Source organism: Salibaculum halophilum (assembly GCF_002094885.1).
GTDB lineage: Bacteria > Pseudomonadota > Alphaproteobacteria > Rhodobacterales > Rhodobacteraceae > Salibaculum > Salibaculum halophilum.
In genome coordinates this window covers 1-20,761 of sequence record NZ_MSIT01000028.1, presented here as the reverse complement: position 1 = coordinate 20,761, position 20,761 = coordinate 1, and the positions used below count along the sequence as shown (strand labels likewise).

The 20,761-nt window shown below is 69.3% G+C and carries 18 protein-coding genes; 8 read left to right on the top strand and 10 right to left on the bottom strand.

Annotated elements, in window-relative coordinates:
- Window positions 1-22: 22 nt before the first annotated feature.
- The 5 genes from BU124_RS12910 to BU124_RS12890 form a co-directional block, all read right to left on the bottom strand.
- Complete coding sequence (locus tag BU124_RS12910; protein ID WP_084863991.1) at window positions 23-1,594, bottom strand: TRAP transporter large permease; 1,572 nt, start codon at window positions 1,592-1,594, stop codon at window positions 23-25.
- The gene (locus BU124_RS12905) at window positions 1,594-2,190 is read right to left on the bottom strand and encodes a TRAP transporter small permease (protein WP_084863990.1); all 597 of its coding nucleotides are present in this window, start codon (window positions 2,188-2,190) and stop codon (window positions 1,594-1,596) included. Before BU124_RS12905 ends, BU124_RS12910 begins: the two co-directional genes overlap by 1 nt.
- Before the next feature lie 123 nt (window positions 2,191-2,313).
- Window positions 2,314-2,799: a flavin reductase family protein gene (locus tag BU124_RS12900; RefSeq protein ID WP_084863989.1), complete on the bottom strand. Its 486-nt coding sequence runs from the start codon at window positions 2,797-2,799 to the stop codon at window positions 2,314-2,316.
- A 25-nt stretch (window positions 2,800-2,824) separates the two neighbouring features.
- The gene (locus BU124_RS12895) at window positions 2,825-3,709 is read right to left on the bottom strand and encodes an aldo/keto reductase (RefSeq protein ID WP_084863999.1); all 885 of its coding nucleotides are present in this window, start codon (window positions 3,707-3,709) and stop codon (window positions 2,825-2,827) included.
- Window positions 3,709-4,866 (bottom strand): LLM class flavin-dependent oxidoreductase, encoded by a 1,158-nt coding sequence (locus tag BU124_RS12890; protein ID WP_084863988.1) that lies wholly within the window; start codon window positions 4,864-4,866, stop codon window positions 3,709-3,711. The genes BU124_RS12895 and BU124_RS12890 overlap by 1 nt, the downstream gene beginning before the upstream one ends.
- A 127-nt stretch (window positions 4,867-4,993) precedes the next feature.
- Between BU124_RS12890 and BU124_RS12885 the strand changes: the two genes are divergently transcribed.
- Complete coding sequence (locus tag BU124_RS12885) at window positions 4,994-5,734, top strand: GntR family transcriptional regulator (protein ID WP_084863987.1); 741 nt, start codon at window positions 4,994-4,996, stop codon at window positions 5,732-5,734.
- A 5-nt stretch (window positions 5,735-5,739) separates the two neighbouring features.
- On the top strand, window positions 5,740-6,822 hold the full coding sequence (locus BU124_RS12880; RefSeq protein ID WP_084863986.1) for a Gfo/Idh/MocA family protein: 1,083 nt from the start codon (window positions 5,740-5,742) through the stop codon (window positions 6,820-6,822).
- An 18-nt stretch (window positions 6,823-6,840) separates the two neighbouring features.
- On the opposite strand, the gene BU124_RS12875 is transcribed toward BU124_RS12880, so the two are convergent.
- The 3 genes from BU124_RS12875 to BU124_RS12865 all read right to left on the bottom strand — a co-directional run bounded on the left by BU124_RS12875 (window position 6,841) and on the right by BU124_RS12865 (window position 10,501).
- Window positions 6,841-8,046, bottom strand: a complete 1,206-nt coding sequence (locus BU124_RS12875; protein WP_084863985.1) for an AGE family epimerase/isomerase — start codon at window positions 8,044-8,046, stop codon at window positions 6,841-6,843.
- A gap of 97 nt (window positions 8,047-8,143) precedes the next feature.
- A complete protein-coding gene (locus BU124_RS12870) occupies window positions 8,144-9,598 on the bottom strand; it encodes an aldehyde dehydrogenase family protein (protein WP_084863984.1) in 1,455 nt (484 codons plus the stop codon).
- A 99-nt stretch (window positions 9,599-9,697) separates the two neighbouring features.
- Complete coding sequence (locus tag BU124_RS12865) at window positions 9,698-10,501, bottom strand: alpha/beta hydrolase (RefSeq protein ID WP_084863998.1); 804 nt, start codon at window positions 10,499-10,501, stop codon at window positions 9,698-9,700.
- Between the two features lie 121 nt (window positions 10,502-10,622).
- Here BU124_RS12865 and kynU point away from each other — a divergent pair, with 121 nt between their 5' ends.
- The gene (gene kynU / locus BU124_RS12860) at window positions 10,623-11,816 is read left to right on the top strand and encodes a kynureninase (protein WP_084863983.1); all 1,194 of its coding nucleotides are present in this window, start codon (window positions 10,623-10,625) and stop codon (window positions 11,814-11,816) included.
- Between the two features lie 68 nt (window positions 11,817-11,884).
- On the top strand, window positions 11,885-13,222 hold the full coding sequence (locus tag BU124_RS12855; protein ID WP_084863982.1) for a cytochrome-c peroxidase: 1,338 nt from the start codon (window positions 11,885-11,887) through the stop codon (window positions 13,220-13,222).
- Here the strand turns inward: BU124_RS12855 and BU124_RS12850 are convergent.
- Both BU124_RS12850 and BU124_RS12845 read right to left on the bottom strand, forming a co-directional pair.
- Window positions 13,194-14,693 carry a CRTAC1 family protein gene (locus BU124_RS12850; RefSeq protein WP_084863981.1) on the bottom strand — a complete coding sequence of 500 codons (1,500 nt, stop codon included), beginning with the start codon at window positions 14,691-14,693 and terminating at the stop codon, window positions 13,194-13,196. The genes BU124_RS12855 and BU124_RS12850 overlap by 29 nt on opposite strands.
- Complete coding sequence (locus tag BU124_RS12845; protein ID WP_143529991.1) at window positions 14,690-15,943, bottom strand: ROK family protein; 1,254 nt, start codon at window positions 15,941-15,943, stop codon at window positions 14,690-14,692. The genes BU124_RS12850 and BU124_RS12845 overlap by 4 nt, the downstream gene beginning before the upstream one ends.
- Window positions 15,944-16,241: 298 nt before the next feature.
- Here BU124_RS12845 and xylF point away from each other — a divergent pair, with 298 nt between their 5' ends.
- The 4 genes from xylF to xylB form a co-directional block, all read left to right on the top strand.
- Window positions 16,242-17,267, top strand: coding sequence for a D-xylose ABC transporter substrate-binding protein (gene xylF, locus BU124_RS12840; protein ID WP_084863979.1), 1,026 nt, complete (start codon window positions 16,242-16,244; stop codon window positions 17,265-17,267).
- A gap of 128 nt (window positions 17,268-17,395) precedes the next feature.
- Window positions 17,396-18,706 carry a sugar ABC transporter permease gene (locus BU124_RS12835; RefSeq protein ID WP_084863978.1) on the top strand — a complete coding sequence of 437 codons (1,311 nt, stop codon included), beginning with the start codon at window positions 17,396-17,398 and terminating at the stop codon, window positions 18,704-18,706.
- On the top strand, window positions 18,706-19,464 hold the full coding sequence (locus BU124_RS12830; RefSeq protein WP_084863977.1) for an ATP-binding cassette domain-containing protein: 759 nt from the start codon (window positions 18,706-18,708) through the stop codon (window positions 19,462-19,464). The genes BU124_RS12835 and BU124_RS12830 overlap by 1 nt, the downstream gene beginning before the upstream one ends.
- A gap of 4 nt (window positions 19,465-19,468) precedes the next feature.
- A partial coding sequence (gene xylB, locus BU124_RS12825; protein WP_084863976.1) for a xylulokinase occupies window positions 19,469-20,761 on the top strand: 1,293 nt, incomplete at its 3' end.

Below are 20,761 nucleotides of genomic sequence, written 5' to 3'. Positions count from 1 at the left end.
TCCTCCCGTTTTGCTGGTCGTCCTAGTTTGCGATCTGTGGCTCAGGGCTTATGCAAGCCATGTAGCCGATCTCGGGCGGGCATCCGAGGAAGCCCGTGAGATAGGGAACCGTCATCGAGATCTGCGGCATGTAGGTGATCAGGAAGATCACCGCGATTTCCACCGCCAGGAAGGGCAGGATCGCCTTGGCGATGGTTTCCACCTTTTCGCGACTGACCGTCGAGGCGACGAAGAGCACCAGCCCCATGGGCGGCGTGGCCAGCCCCACGGTCAGGTTGATCGACATGATGATGGCGAAATGGACCGGGTGCACCCCCAGTTCGACGAAGATCGGCCCCAGGATCGGCCCGAGGATGATGATCGCCGGCCCCGCGTCGAGGAACATGCCCACCACGAAAAGCAGGATGTTGATGAGAAACAGAAGTATTAATGGGTTTTCGCTCAGCCCGAGGATGATGTCCGTCAATATCTGCGGCGCGTATGACAGCGACACGACAGTCTTGAAGGCCACCGCGGCCCCCACCAGCAACAGCACCGCCGAGGTCGCCAACGCCGAGCGTTGCAGCACCGCGATCAGGTCGCGGATCGACATCGAGCGCAGCACGAAGAAGCTGACGACAAGGGCATAGAAGACGGCGATGGCGCTGGCCTCGGTCGGGGTCATGACGCCGACGAGGATGCCGCCAAGGATGATGATGGGCGTCTGCAGCGGGGCCACGGCCTTCTTGCAGACGACGCGGAAATCGTGGCTGACCTTGCCGCGGTAGTAGACCAGCAGGCCGTGCGCGAAGACCAGCATGACCACGAAGACGATCCACAGGTTGACGTTGTGCACCTTATCGCCGTTGGCATCCAGGCTGGCCAGCCCCAGCGGCACCGCCAGGCCCGCGTAGATCGCCATCAGCAGCCCCGCGATGTTGATGCGCAGCAGCAGCAGGCTGACCCAGTGTTCGGTCGTGCTCAGGCTCTGGTCGGATTTGACGATGCGTTCGGCCTTGGGCAGGTCGTAGCGGTCGGCCAGGAGCCGCACCATGAGCATCAGCCCCCCGCCGACCAGCACGCCCGGCACGATGCCGGCCAGAAACAGCGCCGCGACGCTTTCGCCCATGACGTAGGCATAGATGATCATGATCCCCGAGGGCGGGATGATCGGCCCGATCACCGAGCTGGCGGCGGTCACGGCGGCGGCGAACCTGCGGGTATAGCCGTTCTTTTCCATCGCCGGAACAAGGGTCGAACCCAGCGCCGAGGTATCGGCCACGGCCGAGCCCGACAGCCCCGCAAAGAGGATCGAGGACAGGATGTTCACATGCGCCAGCCCGCCGCGCAGGTGGCCCATGATCGCCTGCGAGAACTCCACGAGGCGGATGGTGATGCCGCCGCGGTTCATGATCTCGCCGGCCAGCATGAAGAAGGGCAGCGCCATCAGCGGGAAACTGTCCATCCCGTTGTAGAGGTTGCGGTAGAGCACCGAGAGCTGGCGCGCCTGGTCGTCGACCACCAGCAGCCCGAAGGGCGCGGCCAGCAGCGCGAAGGCCACCGGCAGGCCGATCATGATGAGGATCAGGAAAAGCGGAAGGAACCAGATAAGCATCAGTCGGCCCCCGCCATCTTGTCATCGGAAAGATCGCTCAGTCGGTCCTCGCCGCCCAGCAGCGTGATGATCCCGCGCAGGATCAGTTCGAGGTTGACGAGGATCAGCAGGTTTATCCCGACCCAGAGACCGGCATATTGATAGCTGTTGGCGAACTTGTTGCCGCAGCGGCCAATCTCGATGCCGAAGGGCCAGCGCAGCGAGGACGAGCAGCCGCGCCCCGACAGGCTGTCGACGTGGTTGTTCAACCCCTTGTCCCAGGCGATGACCAGCACCCAGAGCGCGATGAACAGCAGGCCCAGCCCCAGTAGCGTTGCCATGGTCCGGGTCAGGGCGCGTTCCAGCATGTCGATGGCCACGAACCCGCCCTGGCGATAGGCGATCGGGGCCATGAAGCCGGTCATCCAGATCATGCCGAAGCGCGCGCCCTCTTCGGTCCAGTTGGGCGCCTCGTTGAGGACATAGCGGAAAAAGACCTGCCCCAGGATCAGGCAGACCATGACGGCGAGCGCGATCACCGCGATCACCCGGCCCACCGACAGTATACCGGTATTGAGCCGTTCGAGCGGCCACAGCACCCTCAGCAAAACCGCCATGGCGGTTCCTCCTCCCTGTTGCAGGGGCCGGGATGGCCCCTTTTCCGTCGGGCCGGACTCTTGGGTGGTCCGGTCCCCTGTGGCGCGGGCCCCCTCCCCGAGGTCCGCGCCACGGGTCAGGTGTCAGCCCTCGATGCCGACGAAGCGCCCCCCTTGAAAGAGCAGCGGTTGGCCATCGCGGAAGGCAGCGTGATTCACCCGGCCCACGATGATGATATGGTCGCCCGCATCATGGGCGGCGTCCAGTGTGCATTCGAATCGCGCCAGGCAGCCGCGGATATGCGGCACGTCGTGGTCGCCGGTGACCCAGTCCAGGCCGTCGAAGGCGTGCTTGTCCCGGCTGAAGGCGTCGCAGATCGCCCGCTGGTGGCTGTCGAGCACATGGACCGCGAAATGCGGCGCATCCTTGAAATAGTCGAACCGCTTGGAGGCCTTGGCCGGGGACCACAGCACCAGCGGCGGGTCCAGCGAGACACTGGCAAAGCTGTTGGCGGCGATGCCCACGGGGCCGTCGGAACTGGGCACGGTGACGATCGTCACGCCGGTGGCGAAACTGCCCAGGGCGTCGCGATAGGCGCGCGGGTCCTGCGCCGGGTCGAAACCGTTCATGCCATGTTCCCAATTGCCATCCAAGTCAGGGCACCTCGTCGCCGAGCGCGGCCGTGTAGAGTTCAAACCACCGTGTGCGCGTCATGTCCACAGCCAGCGCGTCGGAAAAGCCCTTGATGCGGCTGATCGTGTTCGTGCCCATCACCGGCATGATCCGCGCCGGATGCGCCAGCAGCCAGGCCACGGCCACGGCGGCGCGGTCAACGCCCTCGGCCGCGGCGATTGCATCCATAGCGCGGCCCAGCGCGTCATCGGCCGTCATCAGCGCGCCCCCGCCCAGCGGCGACCAGGCCATGGGCGGAATGCCGCGTTCCTGCAGGTAGGCCACGTCGCCGTTGGTGAACGCCTCATGCGCGCCGAGGCTCAATTCGATCTGGTTGGTCACCAGCTTTGTCTTCATGGCCGATTGCAGCAGCGTCCAGTCGTACAGCTTGAAGTTCGACACACCAACGGCGCGCACCTTGCCGCTGGCCACGACCTCGTCGAGCGCCGCGCCGGTCTCGTGATGATCCATCAGCGGATCGGGGCGATGGATCAACAGCAGGTCGATCTTGTCGATCCCCATCAGGCGCAGGGAATGATCGACCGAAGCCAGAATATGCGCCCGGCTGGTGTCGTAGTATTTCAGCGGCGCGTCGGCGTAGCGGCCCATGGGGGCGACGATGTCGCACTTGGTGACGACCTCGATGCGGTCCTTGATCTCGGGCGTCAGGGCAGCGCCCATCACCTCCTCGGCCATGTAGCCGCCGTAGATGTCGGCCTGGTCCATGGTGGTGATGCCCTGTTCGAGACAGGCCTCGATCTTTGCCTGGACGTTCCTGGGGCTGGTGTCTTGGTCGTCGCCCAGCCGCCACATGCCGTAGACGATGCGCGACAGCGACAAGTCGGGTTGCAGCGTGATACGTTCCATCATTTGCGGCTCTTTCCCGAAAGGGGTGTGTCTGGTGTCTCGGCCGGCACGCGCCCGTAGGCGTGCGGCAGCGAGCTTGTCTCCAGCTCCGGCATGACCAGCCGGCCGAAGTGCTGCGCCTCGTCGATATGCGGATAGCCCGAGAAGATGAAGGCGCGAATGCCCATCTTCTTGTATTCCTCGATCTCGCTGAGCACCTGGTCGGCCGATCCGACGATCGCCGCACCGCAGCCCGAACGCGCCCGGCCGATCCCGGTCCAGAGGTGGCGTTCGACATAGCCGTACTTGTCGGCCAGTTCCCGCGCGCGAGACTGGTGGCTGACCCCCAGCGAGTCGGAATCATGCGCGCGTTCGCGGATCAGCTGGCCGTATTCGTCGTCAAGTTGCGAGACCAGGCTTTCGGCGTAGTCGCGGGCCTCGGCCTCGGTGTCGCGGACGACGACATGCACGCGCAAGCCGTAGTCCAGCGTTCGGCCGTAGCGTTCGGCCACCGCGTTCACGTCCTTCATGCGCTGGGCGATCTGTTCCTTGGGCTCGGGCCACATCAGGTAGGTGTCGCAGTGCTGGCCACACAGCTCCAGCGCGGCCGGCGAATAGCCCCCGAAATACAGAAGCGGCCCGCCGTTCTGCTGATAGGGCTTGGCCGGGTCCGTGGGCAGTCCCTTGAAATTGTATATTTCGCCCTCGTAGTCGATCTCGTCGCGGGTCCAGGCCTGCTTGAGGATCTCCACCACCTCGCGCGAACGCTGGTAGCGGTAGCTGCTCTCGGCCTTTTCGCCGGGAAAGTCCGACGAGATGATGTTCAGCGTCAGCTTGCCCTTGGCCATGTGATCGAGCGTGGCAACCGTGCGGGCCAGCATGATCGGGTGCATCTCGCCGCAGCGGATCGCGGCCAGCATGTTCATGCGTTCCAGCTCGGGCAGCATCCCGGCCACGAAGGACAGCGTATCCTGCCCGACTTGGTAGGACGATGGCGCGAGGATGTTGCGAAAGCCCTGCTTTTCGGCCTCCAGCGTGATGTTGCGGCAGTGTTCCCAGGTGGGGGCCAGGGCGCTGTCGGGCACGCCCATGTAGCGATAGTCGTCCCCGCAAAGCGCCGAGAACCAGCTGACCTCCGGCGCGTCAAGATCGGGCGACGTGATCGGCACGACGGTCATGTGTCTTTCCTCCCTGTCGCGGCCCGGATTCGGCCGCCTTTGCCCTTGCGTAGCACTCGGCGATTGATGCATCAATAGTGTATCAATTTCACGCCCCCGCCGGAAAGGGGGCACGGAGGAAACGGGAATGGCCCGTGGCGGTTCGGCAGGCCCGTCCGAAGGGGGACCTTCGGCGGCGCTGCCCAAATACGTTCAGATCAGCGAAATGCTGATCCGCGACATCGCCGCGGGCCGGTTGGCGGATGGCACCCGCCTGCCGCCCGAGCGCGAGATGGCCGAAGCCCTGGGCACGGCTGTCGGAACACTTCGCAAGGCGCTTGAAAACCTCGCGAAAAAGGGCCTGATCGAACGTGTCCACGGGTCGGGCAACTATGTGCGCGCGCGCACCGATGTCGCCTCTGTCTACGCGATGCTGCGGCTCGAACGCATCGGCGGCGGCGGCCTGCCCACGGCGGCGCTGCTGTCGGTCGAACGCCGACCCAAGCCCGCCGACGCCCCCGCCTTCGGGGCTGACGCGCAGGGCTGGCGGTTCCGGCGGCTGCGCTTTCTCGATGACCGGCCGGCGGCGCTGGAGGAAATCTGGCTCGACGGCGCGCGGGCGGCGCATATCGACCCGACCGAGGTGTCGGAGTCGCTCTATCTGTTCTACCGCGAGCGACTGGGCCTGATCATCATGAGCGCCACCGACCAGGTCAACCTCGCGCCGGTGCCCGGCTGGGGCGATGCGCGCTTTGCGATGCCCGCGGGCGCCACGGCGGGCTACGTCGAACGCATCGGCCGCGACCCGGGCGGGCAGGCCATCGAATTCTCCCGGACGTGGTTCGACCCGTCCGAGGTCGTCTACATCAGCAGGTTGGGCAAGGGATAACAGGCATGATCAACTACGGCATCATCGGCTGCGGCATGATGGGGCGCGAGCACATCGAGAACATCACGCTGCTGCCGCAGGGCCGGGTGGCGGCGGTCTACGACCCGGTGCCCGACCTCGCGCAGAGCGCCGCTACACTGGCGGGCACGGCCGAGGTTTGCGCGACCCTGGATGACCTGATCGCGCACCCCGAGGTGGAGGCGTTCGTCATCGTCAGCCCCAACAACCTGCACGTGGACCAGTTGCGCCGCATCCGCGACACGCGCCCGCTGCCGGTGCTGTGCGAAAAACCGCTCTATACCGATCCGGGCGACCTGGAGTTACTGCAAGAGCTCAAGGCCGATTACCCGGCGCCAATCTGGGTGGCGATGGAATACCGCTACATGCCGCCCATCGCCGCGCTGGTGCAGCAGGCCGCCCATGCCACGGGCGGCATCTCCATGCTGACGATCCGCGAACACCGCTTTCCGTTCCTGCCCAAGATCGGCAACTGGAACCGGTTCAACGCCAATACCGGCGGCACGCTGGTCGAGAAATGCTGCCATTTCTTCGACCTGATGCGCCTGATCCTCGACGATGAACCGGTGCGGGTGATGGCCAGCGCGGGCCAGACCCTAAACCACCGCGACGAGAGCTACGAGGGCCGTGTGCCCGATGTCTGGGACAACGGCTATGTCCTGCTCGATTTCGCGGGCGGGGCGCGGGCCATGCTGGAGCTGTGCATGTTCGCCGAAGGGTCCAAATACCAGGAGGAGATCAGCGCCGTCGGTCCAAAGGGCAAGATCGAGGCGCTGGTGCCCGGCCCGGGCCGGTTCTGGCCCAAGGCCCTGGGCGCGGCCCCGGTGCCGCGGCTGATCCTGAGCCCGCGCGCGCCCAAGGGGCCGGTTGTCAGCGAGGTGCCCGTGGACCCGGCGCTGCTGGCGGCCGGCGATCACAACGGCTCGACCTTCTACCAGCACCAGCGGTTCAACGCGGTGCTGCACGGCGAGGGGGTGCCCGAGGTCACGCTGGACGACGGCATGGCGGCCGTGCGCATCGGCCTGGCCGCGCAGGAAAGTGCCCTGACCGGACAGGCGGTGGAGTTGTAACGCCCCGCGGGCGCCGGCTCAGGCGCGCAGCGCTTGCAAGGTGGTGTAATAGCCCGACAGGCCCGGGGTCAGCGGAAACAGCTCCGCCTGCAGCGCGTGGTAGATGTCGGGCTTGCCGGCAAACTGCCGCTCGGCGGGCCGGCCGGCATCGTCGATCTCGGGGATCCAGCCGCCGTGCACGGGGTCCACGAAATGGGTCCGCGCAAAGCGCCAGAGTCGGTCGAACCACAGCGCGTCGTCCTCGGTCGTGCCCAGCTTCATGAGGGCGGCCAGCGCGCCGATCGCCTCGGTCACCGGCCACCAGTAGCGGTCGCGGATGTCCGGGCTGCCGTCGGGGTGCAGCGTGTAGACCAACCCGCCGCGCACCGGGTCCCAGGCATCCTGCAACGCCTGGTAGGTCAGCGCCCGGGCGCGGGCCGGGGCGGTGGCCTCCGCGCGCCCGGTCATGTCCCAGTGTTGCAGCAGCAGCCGGGCCATCTCAAACGAATGGCCCGGCGTGGTGCCGGCGGGGCGAAACATCGGGTCCCCGCGGTAGTCGGCATCGACCGACCAGTCGCCATGGTAGTGCTCGGGCAGGCGGTTGCCGTGGGCCGGCGCGATCCGGCCGAGAAAGAAATCGAGGATCCGCCCGGCCCGGTCCAGGTGGCGCGCGGCGCCCGTGGCCTCGTGCGCGGCCAGAAGCGCCTCGACCCCGTGCATGTTGGCATTCAGGCCGCGGTAGTCCGAGAACGGCGACCAGTCGCGATTGAACTCATCACGAAACCGGCCCGTTCCGTCTTCCCAGAAGCGGGTGTCCAGCACCTCGGTCGCGTCGTCGATCAGCGCCTGCGCGTCGGGGTGCCCCGTGGCGTGGGCGCTGGCCCCGGCCAGCAGTACGAAGACATGGCCGTAGGCCAGCTTGCGCCCGTCGCGGACGCCCTCGGCGTCGACCGACCAGAGATAGCCGCCATGGGTTTCGTCGCGGTGATGGCGGGCCAGAGCGCGCATCCCGGCGTCGATCATCGCGTCGCACCCGGGCCAGCCCGCCAGTTTGCCCAGGGCATAGGCATGCACCATCCGCGCGGTGTTGTGCAGCTCTTGGTGCTGGTCGGGCAGGGGCCGGCCATCCCGGCCCAGTCGCAGAAACCCGCCCGCCGGCGCCAGACCGGCACGGAAGAAATCCAGTTGCCGGGCGGCATCCTGGAGCGCCCGGGCGCGGTGGTCGGGGGCGTCGGGTCGGATCATGGCGGGGCCTTCGCGTTAACACGCGAAGTATCAGACGCGGCCGCTGGACTGTCCAGCCCAGCCGGTCAGCGACGCACCCGGCCGAAGCGGCGGCGCGTCACGCCCTGAGCCGCACCGCCACGTTCTTGGTCTGCACGTAGTTCCACAGCGCCTCGCGCCCCTTTTCGCGGCCGTAGCCGGACTTGCCGTAGCCGCCGAAGGGGGTCTCGACCCCGCCGGCATACCATTCGTTGACGAAGACCTGCCCCGCGCCTATCGCCCGCGCGGCGCGCGTGGCGCGGTCCAGATCGGCGGTGAAGACGCCGCCGACAAGGCCGTAGTCGGTGCCGTTGGCGATCTCGATGGCCTCGGCCTCGTCGCGAAAGGACATCACCGAAAGGACCGGGCCGAAGACCTCCTCCTGCGCGATTTCCATGTCCGGGGTCACGCCGGCCAGGACCGTTGGCTCAAGAAAGGCCCCAGGGCGGTTGAGCGGGCGGCCCCCGGTGACGATGCGCGCGCCGTGCTGTTCGGCGCGGGCCACCATCTCGGCGGCGCGGTCGCGCTGGGCGGGGCTGACCAGCGCGCCCATGTTGGCCCCGGTGTCGGGGCGCTCCACCCCCGGGCCCACGGACAGCGACTTGGCGATGGTCTCGGCGCGCTCCAGCATCTCGGCCTCGCGGCTTTCGTGGACGAGGACGCGGGACATGGCCGAACAGACCTGGCCCGCGTTGAAAAAGATCCCCCAGCGGATATCGTTTTCGAAGGCGGCGAGGTCGGCGTCATCATGCACGATGGCCGCCGACTTGCCGCCCAGTTCCAGCACGCAGGGCACGACGTTGCCCGCCGCCGCCCGCGCGATGGCCACTCCGGTGGGCACCGACCCGGTAAAGACGATCTGGTTGACCTGCGGGTGCCCGGCCAGCGCCGCGCCCGCCTCGGCCCCGTAGCCGCAAACGATGTTGACGGCGCCGGCCGGAAAACCGGCCGCCTGCGCGGCATGGGCGAACCAGGCATTGCTCAGCGGCGTCATCTCGGGCGGCTTGACGACGCACGCATTGCCCGTGGCCAGCGCCGGGGCCAGCGACCGCGCGGTCATTTCCAGCGGGAAGTTCCAGGGGATGATCTGGGCCGAAACGCCCAGCGGCTCGTGCTCGGTCCAGTCGAAATAGCCGGCCCCGAGGGGGATCGAGCGCCCCTCAAGGGTGCTGGCCTGGTTGCCGTAGTATTCGAAATAGAGCGCGGCACCCTCGACCTCGCCGCGCGATTCCCACAGCGGCTTGCCCTGTTCCAGCGTCAGGACCTCGGCGATCTCGTCGGCATGCTCCAGCAGGTAGCGGCCCATGGCCTGCACCATGCGGCCCCGCTCCAGGGCGCGCATGTCGCGCAGCGCCCCCGCCAGATGAACCCGCCGCGCGGCTTGCACCGCGCGGTCCACGTCGGCAGCATCGGCCAGCGCCTGTTCGGCCAGCGTCTCGCCCGTGGCCGGGTCTGTCACCGCGATGCGGCCCGCGCCGCCGTCGACCCAGGCGCCGTCGATGTGGTTCTGCCAATAGGCGGCGATGTCGGGCATGCGGTTTCTCCTTTCGTGGTTCGTTGCGATGATATCCGACCCGTCAGCGCCCCGGTTGCCCGGGCGCGGCATTTCCGTGCCGCACAGCGCCAGAGGCGGTCAGTCGGCGGCCAGCGCGCGGGTCAGGGGGTGATCGGCGCGGGTCAGCCCGTCGATCACGTCGAAATGGTGGCGCCCCGGCTCGGCCACAAGCGGCGCGGCCCAGGCCTCGGCCAACAGGGCGGCCTGGCGCAGGAACTCGGGGCGTTCACCCGCGCCGACCCAGGCGGTCGTGGCGATGCCGGGGCGCGGCGTGGCCAGCGCGGGGCTTTGCGCGCGGGCCTCGGCGGCGTCGAGCCGCAGGTCCGCGTTCATGGAATGCAGGGTCAGCGGGCGCAGGTCGTGCAGCCCGCTGATCGAGACGGCGCGCTCGATCCTGTCGGCCACCTCGGGCGGCAGGGGTGCGTCGGTGCAGGCCAGCCGCGTGGCCAGGTGCCCGCCCGCCGAATGGCCCGCCAGCCGGACCGGCCCCGCCACCAGGCCCGCGGCATGGGCGACGGCGCGGCCGGCATGTGCGGTGATCTCGGTCAGCCGTGCCGCGGGGGCCAGCGGGTAGCTGGGCAGGGCCACGGCCCAGCCCAGCGCCAGCAGCCCGGCCGCCAGGTGCGACCATGTCGCCTTGTCGAACATGCGCCAGTAGCCGCCGTGCAGGATCACCACCAGCCCGCGCACCGCGCCCTCGGGCAGGAACAGGTCCAGCCGCGCGCGCGGTCCCGCGCCGTAGGCGATGTCGCATTGGCCCCGGGCCGTGGCGCGGAAGGCCGCGGCGGCCGCCTGCCAGCGCGGCGGATAATCCTCGGCCCCGGCGATATGGGCGCCGTTGGCAAAGGCGTCTTCCCAGTCGATGCCGCTGTCGTCCGTCATGGCGTCCCCGTGTTTGCGGGCAAGCTGCGCCATGGCAACCGGCCTGTCCAGTGCGGGGCGTGTTTCCATCTGCGCGCGCGCTTGCTACGTCTTGCATGAAGATCAGCCGGAGACGAGCGACATGGGCGTGCGCCTGCCGAGAAAAGAGCTATTCGAGATCCCGCCCGGGGTCATCTACCTGGACGGCAACTCGCTGGGCGTGCTGCCGAAGGGCGCCGCGGCGCGCGCGGCGCAGGTGATCGAACAGGACTGGGGCCAAGAGCTGATCCGTGCCTGGAACAGCGCCGGCTGGATGGACCTGCCCCGCGTTGTGGGCGACCGGATCGCCGCGCTGATCGGCGCGCCGGCCGGGTCGGTCGCCACCGGCGACACGCTGTCCATCAAGGTCTACCAGGCGCTGGACGCCGCCTTGAAGATGCGGCCCGACCGCCGGGTGATCCTGTCCGACAGCGGCAACTTTCCCACCGACCTTTACATGGCGCAGGGGCTGATCGGCACCATCGGCAAGGGGCACGACCTGCGCACCCCCGACCCCGACGCGGTCGAGGCGGCCATCACCGAGGACGTCGCCGTGGTCATGCTGACCCACGTGGATTATCGAACCGGGCGGCTGCACGACATGGCGCGCATCACCCGTGCCGCCCATGCCGCCGGGGCGATGATGATCTGGGACCTGGCGCACAGCGCCGGGGCCATGGACCTCGACATCGCCGGATCAGGCGCCGAATTCGCCGTCGGCTGCACCTACAAGTACCTCAACGGCGGGCCGGGCGCGCCGGCCTTCATCTACGCCCGCCCCGATCTGGTGGACGGGATCGACCCGGCGCTGGCGGGCTGGCTGGGCCATGCCGCGCCCTTCGCGATGGAGCCCGCCTATCGCCCCGCCATGAGCACCGAGCGGCTGCGCGTCGGCACGCCGCCGGTGCTGCAACTGGCGGTGCTGCAAGAGGCCCTGCGCGTCTGGGAGGGCGTCGACATGGCCGATCTGCGCGCCGCCTCGCAGCGGCTGGGCGATCTCTTCATTGCCGAGGTCGAGTCGCGCTGCCCCGCGCTGACCCTCGCCTCGCCGCGCGACGCGGACCGGCGCGGCAGCCAGGTGTCGTTCGCCTTCGAGAACGGCTACGCGGCCATGCAGGCGCTGATCGACCGGGGCGTGATCGGCGATTTCCGCGCGCCCGACATCATGCGCTTCGGCTTCACGCCGCTTTACCTCGACGAGGGCGACGTGATCGCCGCCGCCGAGACGCTGCAGGACGTGCTGGAAACCGCGGCCTGGCAAGACCCGAAATACCAGGCCCGCGGCCGCGTGACCTGACCGCGGCCGCGGGGCCTTGCCAACCGGGCGGCGCGCGGTGATCCTGCCGGGCAAGGAGGAGAGGAGCCATGCGCTGGATCGCGATACTGCTGGCCCTGTGGGCCGGGACGGCCCATTCCGAGGGCCTGCCCGCGCCCCTGACGGATGATGATTTCGCCCCCGTGGACATGGACGAGGCCCGGCTGGGCCGGTTGCTGTTCTACGATCCCGTCCTGTCGGGCAACAAGGAGGTGTCCTGCGCGACCTGCCACCACCCGCGGTTCGGCACCTCGGACGGGGTCAGCCTCGGCATCGGCGACGGCGGCACCGACCTCGGCCCCGACCGGGTGGCCGACCCCGACAACCCGCCCGAACAGCGCGTGCCGCGCAACGCGCCGGGGCTGTTCAACCTCGGGGTGCGGCAGGTGCGGGTGCTGTTCCACGACGGCCGGATCGAGCGCGACGAGAGCCGTCCGTCCGGCTTTCGCACGCCCATGGGCGCGGAGATGGAAAAGGGCTTCGACGGGTTGCTGTCGGCGCAGACGATGTTCCCCGTGCTCTCGGCCGACGAGATGGCCGGGCACTACGGCGAGAACGCCGTTTCCAGGGCCGTGCGCACCGGGCGCATCACCGGGCCGGGCGGGGCCTGGGACCTGCTGGCGCGGCGGGTGGCGGCGCTGCCCGCGTACCGGCGGCGCTTCGCCGAGGTCTACGGCCTGGCCCCCGACGCGATCCATTTCACCGACATTTCCAACGCCATCGCCGCCTTCATGGCGCATGAATGGCGCTCGGATACCGCGCCGTTTGACGCCTACCTGCGCGGGCAGGGGGCCTTGCCCGAGGCGGCCATGGCAGGGTTGCGGCTGTTCTACGGGGACGCGGGCTGCGCCGACTGTCACAGCGGCCCGCTGCTGACCGACCAGCGGTTTCACGCCATGGGCGACGTGCAGATCGGCCCGGGCAAGGCGGCACGCTTCGAGCGCCACGCCCGCGACACGGGGCGCATGCGGGTGACGGGCGATCCCGACGACGCCCATGCCTTTCGCACGCCCTCGCTGCGCAACGTTGCGCTGACCGCGCCCTATGGCCATGCGGGGGCTTATGCCGAGCTGGCCGCCTACCTGCGCCACCACGCCGACCCGGTGGCGGGGCTGGCGGACTATGATATCGGCCAGGCGGTGCTGCCCGACCTGCCGGTCGATGACATGGCGGTCATGGAGGACCCGGACGAGGTCGCCGCCATCGCGGGGGCCGTGACCCGGCCCCCGATGGCGCTGACCGAGGACGAGATCGCGGCGCTGGTCGCCTTCCTGAACAGCCTGACCGACCCGGTGGCGCAGGCGGGGCGCCTGGGCATCCCCGAGACCGTGCCCAGCGGCCTGCCGGTGGCGCGGCCGCTCAGCGCCGCAGCGTCACCCGACGGTTGACGCCCTCGGGCGCGTCGCGCGTGACCGTGCCGTCGGGCCAGGTCACGGTAATCTCGACCGCGGCCACATCGCCCAGCCCGAAGTGCAGCGGCCCGGCCACGTCGCCCGCGTGGCCGCCGCCGATGCTGACCTCCTGTTCCTCGGACCAGTCCGCGCCCGCCACGCGCACCCGCGCGCCCACGGCGCGGGCGTTGCCGCCGGGCTGGCGCAGGCGCACCGCCAGCCAGTTGCCTGTCTCCGGCGTGACGTTGCGGTAAAGCTCGGCCGCCGCGCGGCGGTTGACCACCACCAGGTCCAGCCGCCCGTCACCGTCCAGATCGGCCAGCGCGGCGCCGCGGCTGCGCGAGGGGCTGGCCACGCCGGCGGCGACCGAGGCCTCCTCGAAGGTGCCGTCGGGGGACTGCATCAGCAGCGAATTGGGGTCCTGCATCGCCATGCCGGGCATCTGGTCCACGTTGCCCTTGGCGATGAAGAGATCGGCGCGACCATCGTTGTCGACGTCGCCGAACTGCGCATGCCAGCCGGTCGAGGGGCGGCCATCCTCGCCCGTGTGCGGGCGGTGGGCGGTGGTGCCCATGGCGTAGGGCGCGGTGACGTAGCCGCCCTCGCGGGCCAGGCGCAGGTTCTGGTCGCCCATCGAGGTCAGCATGACCTCGTCGCGGCCGTCGCCGTTCAGGTCGCGCGCTGCGATCCCCATGCCCCAGAGCATGGGCGGATCGTAGCCGTCTTCCGGGCCGAGGAAGCGTTGCTCGGCAATGTCCCAGAGCTGCTCGGCCCCGTCGCGGATATAGTAGTGCCGGTCGTTGGACAGGCGCAGGGTCATGCGCCCGCGCGCATCGTGGGCGGCGAGCATGGACAGCGGGCAATGGCCCGGCGTCAGGTCCCGCGCCCGCCAGCCCCCGGGGGTTGGCGTCAGGATCGCGTTGGCGTCACAGGTGCCGAAGGGGCCGTCGGGGTCGGCCCGGTCCACGTAATTGCCCACGGCCAGCGTCGGGCGCGCCGCCCCCGGTGCCCACCAAGCGGTAAAGGCGGTGGTCCATGCGGTGCCGCCGTCGGGCAGGCCCAGGGCCCCGGTCGCCACCTCGAAGCGGCAGTCGCCCCGCCCGCGCAAGGCGACGTTTGGCCCCGCGCGCATCACGAAAAGATCCAGTGTGCCGTCCGCATCCAGATCAACCGGATAGGCCCCGGTCACGCCGGTGAGCGCACCGTCCGGGCCGGGCAGGGCGCGCGGGGCGAAGGCCATGTCGCCGCCGTTCACCATCAGCCGCGCCGGGTTTTCGCCCCCGGCCAGGACAAGGTCAGGCCGGGCGTCGGCGTTGCAATCGAGCACCGAGACCCCGCCGCCGACGAAATGTTCCCAGCCGCCCGTGTAGACGTGATCGGCCACCGGGCCGGAAACGGGGGCAAAGCGCGGTTCGGCCCCCGCCGGGGCCGCCGCACCCAGCACGAGCAGGACGAGAAGGCGCCTCACGGCGCCACCTCGCCCAGAAGGCGCTCGGTTTCGACCGACAGCGCCAGCGCCGTCGCCCCGCGCGCCCAGACCAGATCACCCCAGGCGTGGATCTCGACCCGCGCGGGGGGGCGCTGGTCGTCCAGCGCCTGGGCGGTCATCTCGGCCAGCACCTCCTCGGCGTAAAGGTAGTCGTAGCGCATCCGCGCGCCCGACAGGATGATGAGTTCCGGATCGAAAAGCTGCACCACGTTGGACAGGCCCAGCGACAGATAGCGCCCCGCCCGGCGAAAGATCGTGGCGGCGGCGCGGTTGCCCGCCTTGGCCTCGTCGAAAAGCCGGTCGAGCAGGTCGCCCGGGGCCATCTGCGCCGTGCTGCCCGGCGCCAACGCGGTGGCGGCCTCGCGAAGCAGTGCATAGTCGGCGACATAGGCCTCTAGGCAGCCGCGCCGCCCGCATCGGCACAGGGCGCCGTCCAGCTGCACTTTGGTGTGACCCAGTTCCAGCCCCATGCCGCGCGCCCCGCGATAGAGCCGGTTGCCCAGCACCAGCCCCATGCCGACGCCCTGTTCGATGGTGACAACGGCGAAATCGGCCTTGCAGCGCCCCGCGCCGAACCAAAGCTCGGCCAGGGTCAGCATGTTGACGTCGTTGTCCAGATGCACCGGCAGGCCCAGGCGATCCTCCAGCGCGGCCTTGAGCGGCGCGCCCTGCCGGGCCAGGAAGGGCGACCAGGCCACGGTGCCGTCGGCGTGGTCGACCATGCCGGCCAGGCCGACGCCGACGGCCGAAAGGGGGGCCGGCCCGGCCTCGGCGCGGGCGGCCGCGACCAGGTCGGCGACCTCTTCGGTCAACTCGTCCAGCTCGCGCGGGCGGTGATCGCTGGGCCGGGTGGCCGTGCCGTGCTCGACCCCGGCGAAATCGGTGACGACGGCGGTGTGCACGTCCTCGGACAGCTTGATGCCAAGCACCCGGCCGCTGCCCGGCACCACGCGCAGGGCGGTCGGCGGGCGGCCGCGTGCGCCCTCGCGTCCTGCGTCGCGGGGTGGGTCGGCGATTTCCTCGAGAAGGCCGCGCTGGATGAGATCCGCCGTCAGCTGCGTGACCATGCCCCCTGAGATGCCCAGCGCCCGCGTGATCCCCGAGCGTGTCGCGATCCCCTCGGCCCGGACATGCTCGAACACCTGCTGGCGCAGGGGCGATGCGCTCTGACCGCCGTCGCGCAGCCGCGGCCCGCATCCCGCGATCGGGCCGGGGGCGGGGCCCGCCATGGCGCCGGGTGGAGCGGTGGAGCTGGGGGCATCATTCATTCAATCACCAAAGATATTGTGGTGTGGCCTGATTCTGTTCTTGCCCGCGATCCCCGCAAGCGCGATCGAAACCTGCACAGGATTGCGTCAAAACGCAACAAACGGCCCTGCGGTCAGCGCCAGTCGGGCATGTTTTCGGTCCTTCTGTCAATTTTATTTTGACAAGTGAAATTAATCAGGCAAGCTGCGCGGGCAGGGTCAAACGACTCGCGGCCCGCGCCCCGGAGGCGTCGGGTCACAGACTGGGAGGAGATACCAAATGCACAAGTCCATCATCGCCGCCACCGCCATGGTTGTCGGCTTCAGTTCGGCTGCCCTCGCGCAGGACCTCACGGTCGGCGTCAGCTGGTCCAATTTCCAGGAGGAGCGCTGGAAGACCGACGAGGCCGCCATCGTGTCCGCCCTCGACGAGGCCGGGGCCGAGTACATTTCCACTGACGCGCAGTCGTCCTCGTCCAAGCAGCTGTCGGATGTCGAGAGCCTGATCGCCCAGGGGGCCGACGCGCTGATCATCCTCGCGCAGGACGCCCAGGCCATCACGCCCGCGGTGAACGCCGCCGCCAACGAGGGCATCCCGGTCGTGGGCTATGACCGCCTGATCGACGACCCGCGCGCCTTCTACCTGACCTTCGACAACATCGAGGTCGGCCGGATGCAGGCCCGCGCGGTCCTCGAGGAACAGCCCACCGGCAACTACGTCATGATCAAGGGCTCGGCTCAGGACCCCAACGCCGACTTCCTGCGCGGCGGCCAGCAGGAAGTGCTGCAGGACGCGCTCGACGCCGGCGATATCGAGATCGTGGGCGAATCCTACACCGACGGCTGGCTGCCGGCCAACGCCCAGCGCAACATGGAACAGATCCTGACCGCCAACGACAACGACGTCGACGCGGTCGTGGCCAGCAACGACGGCACGGCTGGCGGTGCAGTGGCCGCGCTGACCGCGCAGGGCATGGAAGGCATCCCGGTGTCGGGGCAGGACGGCGACCATGCCGCGCTGAACCGCATCGCGCAGGGCACGCAGACCGTCTCGGTCTGGAAGGACGCGCGCGACCTGGGCCGCGAGGCCGGCGAGATCGCCGTTGCCATGGCCGACGGCACCGCGATGTCAGAGATCGAGGGCGCCGTGGAATGGACCTCGCCGTCGGGCACCGACCTGATGGCCAAGTTCCTGGAGCCGGTGCCGGTGACGGCCGACAACCTCGAGGTCGTGGTCGACGCGGGCTGGATCAGCCAGGAGTCACTGTGCCAGGGCGTCGAGGACGGCCCGGCCCCCTGCAACTGATCGGCTGAGCCAGCCACACGTCCGGCGGGGCGGGCCAAAACGGCCCGCCCCGCCCTCCAGACAGGTGATCCAACCCGGCCCGGCCGCCCTTGCGCGTCGGGTCCGCCGGCCCAGCCGACAGGACAGACATGACCGACACAGCCTCAAAAGACACCGACGCGACCCGGCCCGAGACAGCCAAGCGCGGCGTCTTCGCCTCGCTCGAACTCGACATGCGCCTGCTGGGCATGATCGGGGCTTTCATCCTCATCGCCCTGGTCTTCAACAGCCTGACCGGGGGGCGCTTTCTGACCCCGCGCAACGTGTTCAACCTGACGATCCAGACCGTCAGCGTGGCCATCATGGCCACCGGCATGGTCTTCGTCATCGTCACGCGCCACATCGACCTGTCGGTGGGCTCGCTGCTGGCCACGACCTCGGCCGTCATGGCTATGCTGCAGACCGAATGGCTGTTGCAGGTCTTCGGCCTGCCGTTGGGCCATCCGGCGCTGGCCTGGCTGGCGATCGCCGGCGGCCTGATCGTCGGCACCGCGATCGGGGCCTTCAACGGCTGGCTGATCGGCTACCTGACGATCCCGGCCTTCATCGTCACGCTTGGCGGGTTGCTGATCTGGCGCAACGTGGCCTGGTACACGACCAACGGCCAGACCATCGGCCCGCTGGACGAGACCTTCCAGATGTTCGGCGGCATCTCCGGCACCCTTGGCACCACCTGGTCCTGGGTCTTCGCGGTGGTCGCCGTGGGCGCGGCCCTCTACGCGCAGTGGTCCGCCCGGCGCACCAAACAGGGGCACGGGTTTCCGGTCAAGCCGCTCTGGGCCGAGGGCGCGGTGGGCGCGCTGATCGTGGCGGCGATTCTGGGCTTCATCTGGACGCTGACATCCTACGAGGTTCCCCAACGCGTGCTGGAACGCGATTTCGAGGCCCGCGGCGAGGTGCTGCCCGAGGGCTATACCGCCGCCTACGGCCTGCCGATCTCGGTGCTGCTGCTGATCCTTGTCGCGCTCGTCATGACCATCGTGGCCCGGCGCACGCGGCTGGGCCGCTACATTTTCGCCACCGGCGGCAACCCCGACGCGGCCGAGCTTTCAGGGATCAACACGCGGCTGCTGACGGTCAAGATCTTCGCGATCATGGGCTTTCTCTGTGCCCTGTCGGCGGTCGTTGCTTCGGCGCGGCTGTCGTTCCACTCCAACGATATCGGCACGCTGGACGAGTTGCGCGTGATCGCCGCCGCCGTCATCGGCGGCACCGCCCTGTCGGGCGGGATCGGCACCATCTACGGCGCCATCCTGGGCGCGCTGATCATGCAGTCGCTGCAATCGGGCATGGCCATGGTGGGCGTCGACGCGCCCTTCCAGAACATCGTCGTGGGGGCCGTGCTGATCCTGGCCGTCCTCATCGACATCATCTACCGCAAACGCACGGGGGCATCCTGATGGCCGAAACACCGCTGGTCGAGCTCAACGACATCTCAATCGCCTTCGGTGGCGTGCGCGCCGTCGATCACGTCAGCGTCGACCTCTACCCCGGCGAGGTCGTGGGCCTTCTGGGCCACAACGGGGCCGGCAAGTCCACGCTGATCAAGTGCCTGTCGGGGGCCTATCGCATGGACTCGGGCGAGATTCGCATCAACGGCGAAAAGGCCGAGATCACCAACCCCCGCGACGCGCGCGCCTACAACATCGAGACGATCTACCAAACGCTGGCGCTGGCCGACAACCTCGATGCCGCCGCGAACCTGTTCCTGGGCCGCGAGCTGACCACCCTGACCGGCCTGATGGACGAGGGCGCGATGGAGGCCGAGACCCGCAAGGTCATGGGCCGGCTGAACCCGCATTTCCAGAAATTCTCCTCGCCGGTCTCGGCGCTCTCGGGCGGGCAGCGGCAATCGGTGGCCATCGCCCGGGCGGTCTATTTCAACGCCAAGATCCTGATCATGGACGAGCCCACCGCGGCGCTCGGGCCGCAGGAGACGCGCATGGTGGCCGACCTGATCGGGGAGCTCAAGAAACAGGGTCTCGGCATTTTCCTGATCGATCACGACGTGCACCAGGTCAAGGAGCTCTGCGACCGCGCCGCCGTCATGAAGAACGGCAAGCTGGTCGGCGGCGTGGTCAATGTCGAGGACGTGACCACCGACGACCTGCTGGGCATGATCATCGCGGGCAAGCCGCCCGAGGGCGTGGCGGCCTGACCCCATGACGACCTTCCTCGGACTGGACCTTGGGACATCGGCGCTCAAGGCGATCCTGATCGACGAGCGCGATGCGCTGCTGGCCGAACACAGCGTGCCGCTGACCGTCTCGCGCCCCCATGACGGCTGGTCCGAGCAGGACCCCCGCGCCTGGGAGGCCGCCGCCGAGACGGCCATCGCGGCCGTGGCCGCGCAGGTCGATTGCAGCGCCCTGGCCGGGATCGGCCTGTCGGGGCACATGCACGGGGCGACGCTGCTGGGCCGGGACGGGGCGCCGCTGCGGCCCTGCATGATGTGGAACGACACCCGCGCCGCCGATCAGGCCGCGCGGATGGACGCCGACCCGCGCTTTCGCACGATCACCGGAAATATCGTCTTTCCCGGCTTCACCGCGCCCAAGGTTGACTGGGTCCGAGAGGCAGAGCCGCGGATTTTCGAGGCCATCGACACGGTGCTGTTGCCCAAGGACTACCTGCGTTTCTGGCTGACGGGCGAGGCCGTGTCCGAGATGTCGGACGCCGCCGGGACAAGCTGGCTGGACACCGGCGCGCGGGACTGGTCGGATGACCTGCTGGCCGCCTGTCAGCTCTCGCGCGCACAGATGCCGCGGCTGGCCGAGGGGGCGCAGGCCACGGGCACGCTGCGCGCCGATCTCGCCCGGCGCTGGGGCCTGCCGCAGGTGCCCGTCGCCGGCGGGGCGGGCGACAATGCCGCCGCCGCCATCGGCGCGGGCGTTGTCCATGACGGCCAGGCGTTCCTGTCGCTGGGCACCTCGGGCGTGCTCTTCGCGGCGAACGCGGGCTACCGGCCCGACCCGGCGAGCGCCGTTCATGCCTTTTGTCACGCGGTTCCCGACACCTGGCACCAGATGGGCGTGATCCTGGCGGCGACGGATGCGCTGGAATGGCTGGCGCGGCTGACCGGGCGCAGCGCCGCCGACCTGACCGCCGGGCTGGGCGATCTGCGCGCGCCGGGGCGGGTGCTCTTCCTGCCCTACCTGGGTGGCGAACGCACGCCGCACAACGACGCGCATATCCGGGGCCAGTTCCTGAACCTCGACCATGCCACCGACGCGACCGAGGCTGCGCGCGCTGTCCTCGAAGGCGTCGCCTTCGCCTTTGTCGACAACCGTGATGCACTGGCGGCGACCGGCACGACCATCCGCCGCGCGCTGGCGCTGGGCGGGGGCGCGCGCTCGGCCTACTGGCTCGATCTGCTGGCCGCGGCGCTAGGCGTGCCGCTGGACGTGCCGCAGGCCGGCGACTTCGGCGCGGCGCTGGGCGCGGCGCGGCTGGGG